This window comes from Bacillus sp. NTK034 (genome assembly GCF_017303275.1).
Classification (GTDB): Bacteria; Bacillota; Bacilli; order Bacillales; family Cytobacillaceae; genus Cytobacillus.
The window spans coordinates 312,622-327,149 of the sequence record NZ_JAFKOJ010000004.1 but is presented as its reverse complement, the minus strand read 5'-3'; the positions used below and the strand labels follow the sequence as shown (position 1 = coordinate 327,149).

Here is a 14,528-nt window from a genome sequence, read left to right as displayed (position 1 = left end):
ATTTATGATCAGTAAATCGATCTCATGGTTAATGATGGCTTCCAGCTATTAGGAAAGCCATTTCTTTTCATATTCCTCTTCTTTGAAGCCCACTGTTACTTTCTCTCCATCTGTCAGCAGCGGACGCTTGATCAGCATGCCGTCTGTTGCCAGAATATCGAGCAGTTCTTCTTCCGAAGAGGTCTTCATCTTGTCCTTCATGCCGAGTTCCCTGTATTTTTGGCCACTCGTATTAAAGAACTTTTTTAGTTCTAATCCGCTCTTTTTATAAAGCGTTTCAAGTTCACTTCGAGAAGGCGGATTGTTTGTAATATGTATTTCTTCATAGGAAAGATTATGTTCATCAAGCCATTTCTTGGCCTTTCGGCATGTCCCGCACTTAGGATACCAATAAAAAGTCAACGCCATTTTTTCACCACCCATTTTAGCAAATTCAGGCTTATCCAAAATTGCTGCCTTTTAATTGAATAGTAACATAAATGGATGACAAAGCATAACATTGATCACCAATTTAATATTCGACAAATTTCTATATAATCCTTCTGGCAAAAAAAAAAATCTTTTAAGGGCTATTTTTCCAAAAACTGTTTTAATAATAATTGTTGTTCGCTAATGTTGCCCGTTGATTTCCGCTCCAGGCACTTGCTTTCCGCGGGGAGAGATGAGAGCCTCCTCGGCTTCGCCTGCGGGGTCTCTCACTTCCCTCACTTCCCGCAGGACATTGAATAAGCCTCCTCGAACTTACACCGCACGAAGGAAATGCGGCAGCATTTTCGAGGATCAAGCGCCCTCCGCTCCAATCAACTCAGATATTTTAAACTTAGTTTGTAGCAAAAGAATATACGAAAACAGCTTTGAAAAAAGTAAAGCTCCCTTCTTGATAAAGGGAGCCTAAAATCGATTAAACTGTGAAACGTTCCGCGTCGATCAGTTTTTCTGATGCTTCACGCTTCTTTGCAATGACGTTGATTGGGGTGTGGCGGGTGAATTTGCGAAGTGCAGACATCATCATGCGCAGGGCATCGCCATTTTCTACTGCTACAAGTGTTTCTTTTGCATCCTGCTCGATTTTGTTAAATGCTTCCTGGCAGAAGATTTGGGTATACAGAAGTTTTTGCTTGCTCTTTTCAAGTCCTGCCTTTTCAATAGCCTTTTCAGTGCGGAGTACTACAGACTCCATTGCATAAGCATTTGAAATAATATCCGCAATGTTTACAAGTACTTCCTGTTCTTTTTCAAGAGCTTTTCCGTACTTCTGTGCTGCTAAACCAGCTGCAAGCAAGCCGATTTTCTTCGCGTTTTTCACCAGATATTTTTCCTGTGCAAGCGGCTCGTCACCTGGCTCTTCAGGCATCATCATCATGAGCTCTTCCTGCAGCGCCTGGGCTTTCTGAAATAATGGAAGCTCTCCTTTTAGTGCTTTGCGGAGGTACGTGCCAGGCACCAGCAGACGATTGATTTCGTTTGTTCCTTCGAAAATACGGTTAATGCGTGAATCACGGTAAGCTCTTTCAATCTCATATTCAGCCATGAATCCATAGCCTCCATGGATCTGAACACCTTCATCCACTACGTAGTCGAGGACTTCCGTATTAAAGAATTTATTCATAGAGCACTCAATAGCATATTCAGCGATTGACTTCGCCACTTCTTTTCCATCTTTCACTTCTTCGTCCGAAAGCTTGCTCATACGGTCCTCAAATAAGCCTACAGTCCGATATACTGCACTTTCAGCGGCATAAATCTTAGAAGCCATCGTTCCCAGCTTTTCTTTTGTCAAATTAAACTGCGCGATTGGTGTCTTAAACTGCTGGCGCTGATTGGCATATTGAACGGCAAGTTCGAATGCGCGCTTCGCACCGCCAACTGCTCCTACACCTAACTTATAGCGGCCAATATTTAAGATATTAAAAGCAATCACATGCCCCTTGCCAAATTCACCAAGAAGATTTTCTCTTGGCACCTGGGCATCTTCAAGAATTAACGTACGGGTAGAAGAGCTCTTAATTCCCATTTTCTTTTCTTCTGCCCCTACAGATACACCTGGGAACTCTCTTTCAACGATGAATGCAGAGAAGTGTTCGCCGTCAATTTTTGCGTATACTACGAATACATCTGCGAAGCCTGCATTCGTTATCCATTGCTTTTCTCCGTTTAATACATAGTGAGTACCCTCAGCATTCAGCTTGGCATTCGTTTTTGCTCCAAGAGCATCAGAACCTGAGCTTGGCTCCGTCAATGCATAAGCAGCAAGCTTTTCACCAGTAGCCAGTGCAGGAAGGTATTTTTGTTTTTGCTCTTCATTTCCGAAAAGAACAATCGGAAGGGAGCCGATTCCAACATGTGCACCATGCGATATGGAAAAGCCGCCTGCACGCGCCATTTTCTCGGCAATAAGTGCAGAGCTTACTTTATCTAAAGCAAGTCCGCCGTATTCCTCAGGAACATCTGCGCCTAATAGTCCAAGGTCTCCAGCTTGCTTCAATAACTTTACCGACCGGTCAAATTCGTGGTTTTCAAGATGCTCAATTTGCGGGACAACTTCATTTACAACATAATCTTCAGTTGTCTTAGCAATCATAATCTGCTCATCTGTATAGTCCTCAGGCGTAAAAACCCGGTCATAGGAAACATCTTCGATTAAAAAGCTTCCGCCTTTAATAAGATTTTCAGTTTGGTTTGACATTATCTATTTCCTCCATTCTATTTTGCGGGAAAAAGCTGCTGGCTTCCCCTCCGGATTATTGGTTCATATTATAAAAGCTCAAATACTCCAGCGGCGCCCATTCCGCCTCCAATGCACATTGTTACAACCCCGAATTGCTGATTGCGGCGCTTCATTTCATGGATTAGAGATAGAGTGAGCTTGGCACCGGAGCAGCCCAGCGGGTGTCCAAGTGCAATCGCCCCTCCATTAACATTTACTTTCTCTTCATCTAAGCCCAGCTCACGGATAATTTGAATGGATTGGGATGCAAAAGCTTCATTCAATTCAAACAAACCGATATCGGAAAGCTCCAGCCCTGCAAGCTTTAACGCTTTAGGAATGGCCACAACTGGACCGACACCCATGATTTCAGGAGGAACACCGCCTACTGCAAAGCTTCTGAATTTAGCCATTGGCTTCAGCCCAGAAGACTCCGCCTTTTCCCGGTCCATTACCATCACAGCTGCAGCTCCATCGCTTGTCTGCGAGGAATTTCCAGCTGTGACACTGCCGGTTACCGAGAATGCCGGACGCAATTTTCCGAGTGTTTCAACTGTAGAATCCGCACGGACGCCTTCATCCTGGCTGAACTGGATTGTTTTTTCTGTAAGCTTATTGTCTTTTCCAATGGATCTAAGCGTTACGTCTACTGGCACAATTTCATCTTCAAATTTGCCTTCCCGGATTGCCTGCGCAGCCCTCTGATGACTTCTGACCGCAAATGCATCCTGGTCTTCTCGTGTAATGCCATACTTCTTTGCAACTTCTTCAGCTGTATGTCCCATACCCATATAGTATTGGGGAGCTGTTTCGGCCAGTTTGGCATTCGGGCGGACTACATGCCCCATCATTGGCACAAGGCTCATAGATTCCGCTCCGCCCGCAATGATTGTATCTGCATGGCCAATCATGATTTTTTCAGCTGCATAGGCAATTGCCTGCAGGCCTGAAGAACAATAGCGATTGATTGTTATCCCCGGCACTTCATGTGAAAGTCCGGCAAGAGCTCCGATATTCCTTGCCATGTTCAGACCCTGTTCTGCTTCAGGCATTGAACAGCCGATAATTAGATCATCGATATTTCCTTCATAATTTCCTGCGCGCTTAAGGGTTTCCTTTACTGCAAGTGCACCTAAGTCATCCGGCCTGACGTTTGCAAGCGTACCTTTTTTGGCTTTTCCGACCGGTGTCCTGGCACCTGCAACTATTACCGCTTCTCTCATTATGTTCCCTCTCTTTCTCTTAATGTCCTAATCTATCATTTAGTTGCGCAATGGCTTTCCTTTTAAAAGCATGTGCTGCATACGCTGCTGAGATTTCGGTTCAGCCACAAGACTAAGGAATGCTTCCCGCTCCAGATCAAGCAGATATTGCTCATCTACTTCTGTTCCATATGGGACTTTTCCGCCTGCAATTACATAAGCCAGCTTTTTAGCGATTTTAAGATCGTGCTCTGAAATATAGCCGGAATAAAGCATTGCCTGAGCTCCAAGCAGAAGTGTTGCATATCCTGTTTCTCCGACAACCGGCACTTTTTTGCGGACTGGAGGCTTATAGCCTTTGTCATGAAGAGCCAGTACAGCCTGCTTTGCATCATAGAGAAGATGGTCTCCATTCACACTGATTCCATCAGCAAGGTTCAGGAAGTTATTATCCCTTGCTTCTTCTCCTGATGTAGAAACCTTTGCCATTGCAATTGATTCAAAAACTTTATTGGCAACCTTTTGAAGGTCAAAATCAACACCATTTGGCATACTTTCAAGATGTTTGAGGTATAGCTCCTTATTACCGCTGCCTCCCGGAATCAGGCCTACCCCCACTTCAACAAGTCCCATATATGTTTCACTTGATGCCTGAATATGTGCTGCCGGCAGACAAACCTCAGCCCCGCCTCCAAGCGTCATGCCAAATGGAGCCGCAACAACCGGTTTCGCACTGTACTTAATTTTCATCATGGCATTCTGGAACTGGCGGACTACCATATCCAGTTCATATATATTGTCATCCTGCGCTTCCATGAGGATCATTCCGAGGTTCGCGCCTACACAGAAATTTTTGCCCTGATTCCCGATAACAAGCCCTTTGTAGTTCTTCTCCACTTCATCCACTGCAAAGTTGATCATTTGGATAATATCCAGTCCAATGGCATTGCTTTGCGAATGGAATTCAAGCAGTGCAACACCATCGCCTACATCAATCATGCTTGCACCGGTATTCTTTTTAATTACACCTTTTTGCTTCTTTAACTGTTTCAAATTGATTGCTTTAGGGTTTTCCACAATCAATCTGTACTCGCCATTGTGATAGAAATATTGCTTGCCTTCCTCTTCTTTATAGAAAGAATCAAATCCTTTTTCCAGCATATCCTTTACCCATGCCGGCACTTCCTCACCTGCATCTTCCATCTTCTGAACAGATTTCCCTACACTAATGGCATCCCAGGTTTCAAATGGCCCCATTTCCCAGCCAAAGCCCCATTTCATCGCTTTGTCTATTGCTGTTACTTCATCAGCTATTTCGCCGAGTAATTGCGCCGAGTAAAGAAGAGCCGGACTCAGGATATTCCACAATAATTGGCCTGCTCGGTCATCTGAATAGACAAGTGCTTTCAATTTTCCAGAAGTGCCTTTTTCCTGCTTGCTCAATTCCGTGGAAGCTGTCTTAAGCTTTTTGCGCGGACCGTATTCCAGAGATTCAGGATTCAGCTCAAGAATCTCTTTGCCCTTTTTCAAGAAAAATCCTTGCCCTGACTTGCTTCCAAGCCAGCCTTTTTCCTGCATCACTTTCATAAAGCCCGGAACTTCAAATACATCCTTTTCTTTCCCGTCCACCTGGTCATAAACATTGTTTGCCACGTGTATAAATGTATCAAGCCCTACAACATCAAGTGTTCTGAATGTAGCACTTTTTGGCCGGCCAATCAGCGGTCCGGTTATGGAATCTACTTCACCGATACTGTACCCGCCCTTTAGCATCTCCTGCACTGTAACCAGCAGGCCATAAGTTCCGATTCGATTGGCGATAAAGTTTGGTGTATCTTTTGCTTCAACTACTCCTTTTCCCAGTACATCTTCTCCAAATTGCTTCATAAATGACAGCACTTCAGAAGAAGTCTTTTTAGTAGGGATGACCTCAAGAAGCTTTAAGTAGCGAGGAGGATTAAAGAAATGTGTTCCAAGAAAGTTTTTTTGGAAATCTTCCGAGCGCCCTTCTGACATTGCTTCTACAGATATTCCAGACGTATTGGAGCTGACGATGCTACCAGGCTTGCGGAATTGGTCCACTTTTTCAAAAACCTGCTTCTTTATGGCGAGATTCTCAACAACAACTTCAATAATCCAATCGACATCCTTTAGACGCTCCATGTCATCTTCAAAGTTTCCCGCCTCAATCAACGCAATGTTCTTTTTGGAAGTTAATGGAGCCGGTTTTTGCTTTAATAATTTTTGGCGGTTTCCTTCACTGATTCGATTGCGGACTGCTTTATCTTCAAGAGTAAGCCCCTTTGCCTTTTCAGCATCCGTTAGTTCGCGAGGAGCGATATCCAGTAATAATGTCGGGATTCCGATATTGGCCAGATGGGCTGCAATTCCTGAACCCATGACTCCGGAGCCTAAAACTGCCGCCTTCTTTATTTGTTGGATCAACTTTATTTCCCCCTTTAACTTTTTTGAATGAATACTCATTCATTTTAATCTCAAAAAAAATATGCTTCTCTTCTGAATGAGTTCTGTTAGTTATAACTATAAAATATTTGCAAAATTTACGCAATGATTTTAAGTGGAAATTTAAAAATGTTTTGAATTCTTTTAACGCCTCAGCTGTTATTTATATATTTTATGCGAAATGTAAATAAGTGTTTTGGACACTCTAAAAGGGAAACATTTTTTGTTCGTTACGGAGGTGAAAGAAATGGGAAAAATGAAAAAAGATCCTTCTAAAGCAGGTGTCAGCGCTGCAAGTGTCCAGGGAGATGCGGGTCCTACCGTTGAAAGGCAAGGGCCTAAAAAAAGGAATAGCCAAAATAATCAATATAAGCGATAACCTGCTGTTTAAAGGCTGGCTGCCGTCAGCCTTTTATAGTTTCCATTATGTATACAGGTGATTCATTTCCTGCAGAATAGTAAACGTTTTTAAGAGGAAAGATATCCTCGAAAAGAAATGCAGTGTATTATAGCGCTAAAAGAATTGGAGGGACAATTAATGCAACAGCCAAATATGAATATGCAGAACCAGCAGGGCATTATGCAGCAGCCTCCTGCTGTTATTTCCACTAAGGATGCCCTTTACTTAACAGATATGCTTTCCTGGAACCTTCTCGCCTGTAAAAAAGCGCATTTTTACGCTCAGCAATGCCAGGACCAGGAGCTAAAAACACACTTCGAGCAATGCGGCCAAATGCATCAGCGACACTACGAACAGCTGCTTGTTCATTTAAACCAGCAAAATCAGCAAAGCTTTATGGGAATGCAATAGGAAGGAGCCTTGAAAATGAACCAGAACCAGAATCCAAATACGATTCAAAATCCTGAGACACAGGTGAATAAAACACCGCAAATGAATGAACGGGATTTTACGAATGATATTTTATCTACAGAAAAATATATGACTGATGCCTACTCTGTTGCCCTAAATGAGGCAAGCCATCAGAGCCTGTATCAGGATATTCTTGCGGCTTTTAACGAAACACAAAACCAGCAGAGAGAATTTTATAATCTAATGTTCAAAAAAGGCTGGTATAAAGTTGAAGCGGCTGACCAGCAGAAGCTTCAGCAATCTTATCAGCAATTTCAGGGCTATACAAATCAATTGCCATATGGCAATGGTCAGATGCAATAAGAAAGCTGCATTTAACAAGTGCAAAACATTCCTCAAAAAAAACCGCTGATTTTTTATCTGCAGCGGTTTTTCCAGATCCTAAAATTATTACCTATTTTTTGTTTCTAATCTCTTCATTCATTGTTTTAATTTCGGCGATCAGAGCCTTCATTTCCTCTTTTGCATCAGGGTATGTATCATTCCAATGTTTGGCTAGAGGCGGCATGGATTTCGCTATAAAAGAGTACAGCGCCCAAGCTTCAACCTTTTCTTTTAACTCCGGGGAGGTCTCTCCGATTAGAAGTTCGGTATATTTTTCAAGCAGGCCATCCAGCTGTTCCTTCAACTTCTCATTCATTGCGATCCTCCTTTATCCTGCAAGCCTGTGGACATGTTCCGCATCGTTTGCCGCTGCTGGTCAAATAGGAAAAGCAGCATGTTTTTCTTGGCCTCACTGTTTTGCCGGTACTTTCTATCAGTATTTTATTACTGTCAAATTTCTTTAAGGGATTAGTATTTCCGCAGCCGAACAAATTGCCAGAAGCCTCTTCAAGGATAAACTTAAAATCTTCAGCAGCCTGTTCCGAATGTGTTTCCGAAGGTAAAATCTTTTCATAAAGCCAGAACAGATAAATCGCTATATTCTCCCAAAGAATTAATTTAGAAACATTTGCTTCGTTTGCTATTCTATTCAATACCGGAAAGATATGGCCATTAAAAAGAGTTCCTACAGCATCCTCTCTCCAATTTTCCCTTTCCGTCTCAATACCTTTGCCTTGAAGGTGAATAAAACTAAAGCTGGGAAGCCATAGTCCATCTTGTTCCTGACTGACAAATGTTACATTTTCATGCCTGATATCCAATTTGATATTCCAGGACGTCATGCTATACAAGTAAATTACAGGCAGAAAGGCATATCTTTTAATTAATATAGAAGCAGCCGTTTTTTTATCAGCTGCTCCTATATGATTTTTCACTTTATCCAGGTATGAACCTGTCTGAACGGTATCCAGCAGCTTTTTCACTTCAATGGTTAAAGGAGACCGTTCTCCTGAATCCTGGGCAAGTCTGAACTGCCTGAGAGCTTCTGCCTGTTCTCCTGTTAATTTAATCATCCCTGGAATCCTTGCCCTTTTAAAATACATCTGCCTTTCCCATAAGGGATGCAGAGCGGTGTGCCGAATAATGGATCTATCGTAACCTCGCACTCCATGCCGAATACGGTTTTGACTAATCCGCAATTTATGACATGTTCGGGCTTGCCCTGAGCGAAAACCTTCTGATTCTTTATGGCAACAATATTATGGGCATAGCGGCAGGCCAAATTCAGATCATGCAGCACCATGACGATGGTACGCTTTTCTTTTTCATTTAATTCAAATAATAAGTCCAGTATTTCAATTTGGTGGGTCATATCTAAATAGGTAGTAGGCTCATCAAGAAGAATCGTATCAGTATCCTGAGCCAATGTCATGGCAATCCAGGCGCGCTGGCGCTGTCCCCCGGATAATGAATCGACAGTCCGGTCTTTTAATTCTTCCATGCCTGTGGCCTTTAAGGCATTTCTGACCTTTAATTCATCTTCAGTTGACCATTGCTTCAGCCATGTTTGATAAGGGTACCGCCCCTGTTTGACAAGCTGCAGCACAGTGAGTCCTTCTGGCGCAGAAGGGGATTGGGGCAGAATCGCCATCTTTCTGGCAACATCTTTGGTCGATAGTCTTGCTATAGCCTCACCTTCCAATAAAACGGCACCTGATTTAGGCTTTAGCAGCCGGGCAATGGACCTTAGCAATGTCGATTTTCCGCAGCCATTTCCACCGATAAATACTGTGATTTCTCCCTTAGGAATTTCCAAGTCCAATTCATTAATAATAATGGTGTCCCCATATGATAAGGTTAAGTCTTTTGTTGCGATCGCTTGCCCTGCTGTCATTTCTGCCCCTCTCCTTTTCGTTATTATCTATATCTATAGGCTATCCAGTTACTAATACGATACGAGTTTCAAGCTTTTCCAGCTTATGCGTTTCTTGTCTTGAAAAGCAGGTAAATAAAGTAAGGTGCGCCAATGCTGGCTGTAAAAACACCCGCCGGGATTTCAAGCGGAGAGAACAAAGTCCTGCCTATCAGGTCGGCTGCCATCACAAGGATTCCTCCAATCAGTGCGGAAGCCGGAAGCAAAGCGCCAAAAGCAGAGCCAACCAGCCTCCGGGCCATATGAGGAGCCATTAATCCAACAAAGCCTATCCCGCCGCCAAATGCAACAGCCCCGCCAATTAATGCTGTGCTGACCATCAGCAAAAGAAACCGGTATTTCTGTACTGTGCTCCCTACACCCTTTGCAATATCATCTCCAAGTTCCTGGATATTGACATTTCGTGCTAAAACAAACGCCAATACCAGAAACACGATTGTCCACGGGACCAAAATTGCGACATTATCCCAATTTGAACCGTAAACAGTCCCGGTGATCCAAATATTCGCCTGGCTTGCCTGGTAAATCGGCCCAAAGACCATCATCAAGGTGGTCAATGCCTTCATTAGGCTTGCAAGTCCGATCCCAATTAAAACAAGCCGTACTGGCGACACACCATCCTTATAGGCAAGAAAATAAACAAGGAAGGCCAAAATAGCAGCACCAGCAAAAGCTGCAAGAGGCATCCAATTAATACTTACAGTTAAGGCATTATTTTTATCACTAAAAAAAGCAAGAAAAGCCACAACTGCTACAGATGCCCCTCCTGTAATCCCGATTATGTCAGGAGATGCAAGCGGATTTCTGATAATTCCCTGCAGGATGCCCCCCGCTGCAGCAAGCGCTATTCCTACCATTAAGGCGACGATAATTCTTGGAAGTCTGAATGACTGAATGACCAGCCTATCCATATCCGAACCCCCGCCAAAGAATACCTGCACTACCTTCAGAGGGCTGATTTTCATTTCACCCGTGCCGGTGCTGATGACAAAAACTCCGGCAGCAGCTGCTGCCAATAATAAAAAAGTGATAAGTGCTTTCCGGTTTACTAAAAAAGAAATTCTATCGCTAAACAAACGCAAGTTATAATATTTTTTCATTACTGATTGAACCCCCTTCTGGCAATATACACAAAGAAAGGAGTTCCAATTACAGCTGTCATGACTCCAACAGGAACTTCCTGCGGCATGATGATATACCTTGATGCTATGTCCGCTACAAGAAGGAGCATCCCCCCGAAAAGGCCAGCATAAGGTATCACCCAGCGATGATCAATGCCGACAACTGCACGGGTTAAATGGGGAATGACGATGCCCAGAAAGCCAATAGGACCAGCAACAGCCACCGCTCCTCCTGAGAGAAGCACAATAACAATCCCCGCACCCAATTTCAGCAGTCCTGTTTTCAGGCCAAGCCCCTTCGCTACATCCTCGCCCATTGATAAGACGTTCAATTTCCCCGCAATGATCATCGAGAAGATCCAGCCGGCTAATAAATATGGGAATACAGCTGCGAGGGTCTCCAGCTTCCTCCCCGATACCGATCCTGCCAGCCAAAATAGCACCTGTTCCAGGGCAGTCTCATTAATAACGAGAAAGCCTTGTGTCATCGAAGCAAACATGGCACTCATCGCAGCACCGGCAAGGGTTAATTTCATGGGTGTCAGCCCTTCCCTGCCGATAGAGCCAATTATATATACAAAAATAAATGAAACAGCAGCTCCCAGAAATGAAACCCATGTAAAGACCTGCAAGTTACTAATTGAAAAGAGCGTTACTGTAATAACGACAGCAAATCCAGCACCCGCGTTTATTCCGAAAATCTCAGGAGCTGCAAGGGGATTCTTTGTCAATGTCTGGAGCAATACGCCCGCTATCGCAAGGCTTGCCCCTACCGACGCCGCAATCAAGGCTCTAGGCAGTCGGACTGATTGAATGATTATGTGCTCATTCGTTCCATCGAATTTTGTAAATGCATCAATTGCCATCTTCCAGGTTGTGTCAGTATATCCGTATACAATACTGAAAGACATTAATACTAGTAATAGCAGGATAGCTGCAATTAACCCAGCCCACCTTGCAGAATTTGTTTTTAGCTCCATAGATAATACCTTTCTTGCATCAAATAATAAAGTTTACTTATATTTTCAGTCTATTGTACGGGAGTATAGCTGTCAATGAGTTTGAAAATCATTTTCACTGATCATTTATCAAATTAAATGAAAATGATTTTCAATTACCTATTGACAATTTTAAGTGTCCACAGTACTATAAAAATGTCAAATGAAAATGATTATCATTAACAACGCAAAATTGGAGGAGTACATAATGAAATTCAAGTCTTTACTTGCAATTCTTTCAGTTTTCACTATCTTGTTCCTGGCTGCCTGCGGGAATAACAGCGAACAGGATGAGACAGCTGATAAGGAAAAAGAAGGAAACAAAACAGAAAATACAGGCTATACAGTTGAGCATGCAATGGGCACAACTAAGCTTGATAAAGCGCCTGAAAAAGTTGTTATTTTGACAAACGAAGGTACAGAAGCATTACTTTCATTGGGTGTTACACCAGTTGGTGCCGTTCAGTCCTGGACTGGCGATCCATGGTATGAACACATCGCTGATGATATGAAAGATGTTCAGGTTGTGGGGACAGAAAGCGAAGTCAATGTTGAAGCAATTGCAGCGCTGCAGCCGGACCTTATCATTGGCAACAAGATGCGCCAGGAAAAAATCTATGACCAGTTAAATGATATTGCCCCTACTATTTTCGCTGAAACATTGCGCGGAAACTGGAAGGAAAACTTTGAATTATATGCAAAAGCACTTAATAAAGAAGAAGAAGGCCAAAAAGTCATTGCAGATTATGACAGCCGTATCGAAGAAATTAAAACAAGCCTTGGCGATAATTTAAACCAGGAAGTTTCCATTGTCCGCTTTATGGCTGGCGATGTCCGCATCTACCATAAAGACTCCTTCTCAGGCGTCATTCTTGATCAAATTGGACTTGCACGCCCGGAAAGCCAGAATGTAGATGACTTCGCTGAGGTAAATGCAACAAAAGAACGCATTCCTGCTATGGATGGAGATGTATTATTCTACTTCACATATGAAACTGGTGATGGCGAAGCAAACAAGCTTGCAAAAGAATGGATTGAAGATCCATTATTCAAAAACCTTAAAGTAGCACAGGAAGGCAATGTTCATGAAGTCAGCGATACCATCTGGAATACTGCCGGCGGCGTTATTGCTGCTAACCTGCTATTGGATGACTTAGAGAAATATCTAGTGAAGTAATGCTAAACTCGTGATTGCGCTCCCATAATACCCCCTCTTTTATAGGAGCTCAAATATATTAAAAGGAACCTGAACCAATCAGATTCCTTTTTTATTTGTCCATATTACATTTTCCCCGCTATTACTGCCATACAACCAAAACTTTCTTTTTTTATTGCCTTCCATTCATAAGTTTTCCAAAACCGGCAACAATAAGCGTAATGCCAAAAATGATGGTGATTTTCCTATGAGAAAATGGTTGAAAAATAAGCGGATTAAAGAGGATATCCAGCATAAGGAATGGGAAAAATCCTTGATTAAATCCAAAGACTTCAAAAAAATCTTTTATTATAACCAAAAAACAAATGTGCGCTTTGGACTTACTTTCATGGCTACTTTAATTGATGAAAATATTATTCAGGATGGTGTCCTCCCCAATCTGCTTGAAGAAGAATTCAGGGAAATAGAGGATATTAAACAGCTTGTCCCTGTGGCCGATGTTCAGATTTGTGATGATCCTTCTCTAATCGAACAAAAGCTTTTAAATGGCTACGTCATGCTGACGATTGAGACAGAACTTAAACATTTCGGCTTTATAGCTGCACAAAAAGAAATCGTCAGGGGGCTAAGCCAGCCTGAAGTTGAATTTTCCGTTATCGGTCCTAAAGAAGCCTTTGTCGAGTCAATGGGCCAAAATTTAAATTTAATCCGGAAACGTCTGCCGGTAAAAGAACTGATTATTGAAGAATTCACACTGGGAAGCCTGTCAAAAACTTCAGTCGCTATCCTTTATATGGAAGATATCACAAATGAGGATAATGTAAACACTGTCAGACAGAGACTTACAAATGTGAAATTTGATGCCATTACAGACAGTTCCTATATTGTTCAGCTGATTAGTGATAACTCTAATTCCCCTTTCCCTCAGCTGCTTGATACAGAGCGGCCTGACAGGGTCGCGGGAATTTTGGCAGAGGGAAAAATAGCCATTGTGGTTGACGGTTCACCTCATGTGTTAATTACACCAACCACGCTTGTTGAATTTTTCAGTTCTTTTGAAGATTATTTTTTAAATTGGATTTTATCTTCTTTTTTCCGGCTCATCCGTTTGTTCGCAGTTGCGTTTTCCATACTGGTTACACCTATTTATGTAGCAACCCTTTCATATCATTATGAACTTATTCCAAAGGATTTGCTTAGTACATTAATTACATCAAGGCGGGAGATTCCACTCCCTCCGATTCTGGAGGCATTGTTTCTGGAGCTGACCATTGAATTGCTGCGTGAGGCAGGAGCCAGACTTCCGACCAAGGTCGGCCAGACAATCGGTATCGTGGGAGGAATCGTAATTGGGACTGCATCTGTAGAAGCAGGCTTAACGAGTAACGTCCTGCTCATTATTGTAGCTCTCGCCGCTCTCGCCTCCTTTACAACACCTGTATACAGGATGGGCAATACGATCCGTCTGCTGCGCTTTCCCTTCCTGTTTTTCGCAGAATTATGGGGCCTGCTCGGGATTGTATTTTGCTTCTGTTTACTGCTGACTCATTTAATACGGCTGACTTCACTTGGCAGGCCATTCCTTGAGCCGCTCTATCCGCCTCGTGTTGTGGATATGAAAGATGCCCTTATCAGGCTTCCATTTGAAAAGCAATCCAAAAGGCCGATATTTTTGCGGACAAAAAATCCAATCCGCTTCAGTAAGAAAAAGGCGGAAGAGAAAAAAGATATCGACGAATAATGCCAAATGTAC

Annotated in this window: 14 protein-coding genes; 5 read left to right on the top strand and 9 right to left on the bottom strand. The window is 42.8% G+C overall.

What is annotated here, in order from left to right; genetic code table 11:
- Positions 1 to 48: 48 nt before the first annotated feature.
- The 4 genes from JI665_RS14530 to JI665_RS14515 form a co-directional block, all read right to left on the bottom strand.
- Positions 49 to 408, bottom strand: coding sequence for an arsenate reductase family protein (locus JI665_RS14530; protein ID WP_206840272.1), 360 nt, complete (start codon positions 406 to 408; stop codon positions 49 to 51).
- 493 nt (positions 409 to 901) lie between these two features.
- Positions 902 to 2,686 (bottom strand): acyl-CoA dehydrogenase family protein, encoded by a 1,785-nt coding sequence (locus JI665_RS14525; RefSeq protein WP_206840271.1) that lies wholly within the window; start codon positions 2,684 to 2,686, stop codon positions 902 to 904.
- Positions 2,687 to 2,754: 68 nt separating this feature from the next.
- The gene (locus tag JI665_RS14520) at positions 2,755 to 3,930 is read right to left on the bottom strand and encodes an acetyl-CoA C-acetyltransferase (protein WP_206840269.1); all 1,176 of its coding nucleotides are present in this window, start codon (positions 3,928 to 3,930) and stop codon (positions 2,755 to 2,757) included.
- Between the two features lie 39 nt (positions 3,931 to 3,969).
- Positions 3,970 to 6,351 (bottom strand): 3-hydroxyacyl-CoA dehydrogenase/enoyl-CoA hydratase family protein, encoded by a 2,382-nt coding sequence (locus JI665_RS14515; RefSeq protein ID WP_206840455.1) that lies wholly within the window; start codon positions 6,349 to 6,351, stop codon positions 3,970 to 3,972.
- 268 nt (positions 6,352 to 6,619) lie between these two features.
- Here JI665_RS14515 and JI665_RS14510 point away from each other — a divergent pair, with 268 nt between their 5' ends.
- From JI665_RS14510 to JI665_RS14500, 3 genes are all read left to right on the top strand, one after another.
- Entirely contained in the window at positions 6,620 to 6,751 is a 132-nt protein-coding gene (locus JI665_RS14510) for a YuzL family protein (RefSeq protein ID WP_019383262.1), read from the top strand.
- A gap of 159 nt (positions 6,752 to 6,910) precedes the next feature.
- Positions 6,911 to 7,183 (top strand): hypothetical protein, encoded by a 273-nt coding sequence (locus JI665_RS14505; protein WP_206840267.1) that lies wholly within the window; start codon positions 6,911 to 6,913, stop codon positions 7,181 to 7,183.
- Positions 7,184 to 7,198: 15 nt separating this feature from the next.
- Positions 7,199 to 7,546: a spore coat protein gene (locus JI665_RS14500; protein ID WP_206840266.1), complete on the top strand. Its 348-nt coding sequence runs from the start codon at positions 7,199 to 7,201 to the stop codon at positions 7,544 to 7,546.
- Positions 7,547 to 7,637: 91 nt separating this feature from the next.
- On the opposite strand, the gene JI665_RS14495 is transcribed toward JI665_RS14500, so the two are convergent.
- The 5 genes from JI665_RS14495 to JI665_RS14475 form a co-directional block, all read right to left on the bottom strand.
- Positions 7,638 to 7,883, bottom strand: coding sequence for a YusU family protein (locus JI665_RS14495; protein ID WP_206840265.1), 246 nt, complete (start codon positions 7,881 to 7,883; stop codon positions 7,638 to 7,640).
- On the bottom strand, positions 7,876 to 8,640 hold the full coding sequence (locus tag JI665_RS14490) for an IucA/IucC family C-terminal-domain containing protein (protein WP_244671200.1): 765 nt from the start codon (positions 8,638 to 8,640) through the stop codon (positions 7,876 to 7,878). The genes JI665_RS14495 and JI665_RS14490 overlap by 8 nt, the downstream gene beginning before the upstream one ends.
- Positions 8,637 to 9,461 (bottom strand): ABC transporter ATP-binding protein, encoded by an 825-nt coding sequence (locus JI665_RS14485; RefSeq protein WP_206840263.1) that lies wholly within the window; start codon positions 9,459 to 9,461, stop codon positions 8,637 to 8,639. Before JI665_RS14485 ends, JI665_RS14490 begins: the two co-directional genes overlap by 4 nt.
- 83 nt (positions 9,462 to 9,544) lie before the next feature.
- Positions 9,545 to 10,600, bottom strand: coding sequence for a FecCD family ABC transporter permease (locus JI665_RS14480; protein WP_206840262.1), 1,056 nt, complete (start codon positions 10,598 to 10,600; stop codon positions 9,545 to 9,547).
- Positions 10,600 to 11,601 (bottom strand): FecCD family ABC transporter permease, encoded by a 1,002-nt coding sequence (locus JI665_RS14475; protein ID WP_206840261.1) that lies wholly within the window; start codon positions 11,599 to 11,601, stop codon positions 10,600 to 10,602. Before JI665_RS14475 ends, JI665_RS14480 begins: the two co-directional genes overlap by 1 nt.
- 226 nt (positions 11,602 to 11,827) lie before the next feature.
- On the opposite strand from JI665_RS14475, the gene JI665_RS14470 reads away from it, so the two are divergent.
- Together JI665_RS14470 and JI665_RS14465 are read left to right on the top strand one after the other, a co-directional pair.
- A complete protein-coding gene (locus JI665_RS14470) occupies positions 11,828 to 12,796 on the top strand; it encodes an ABC transporter substrate-binding protein (protein WP_206840260.1) in 969 nt (322 codons plus the stop codon).
- A 226-nt stretch (positions 12,797 to 13,022) separates the two neighbouring features.
- Positions 13,023 to 14,516: a spore germination protein gene (locus JI665_RS14465; protein WP_206840258.1), complete on the top strand. Its 1,494-nt coding sequence runs from the start codon at positions 13,023 to 13,025 to the stop codon at positions 14,514 to 14,516.
- Positions 14,517 to 14,528 lie beyond the last annotated feature (12 nt).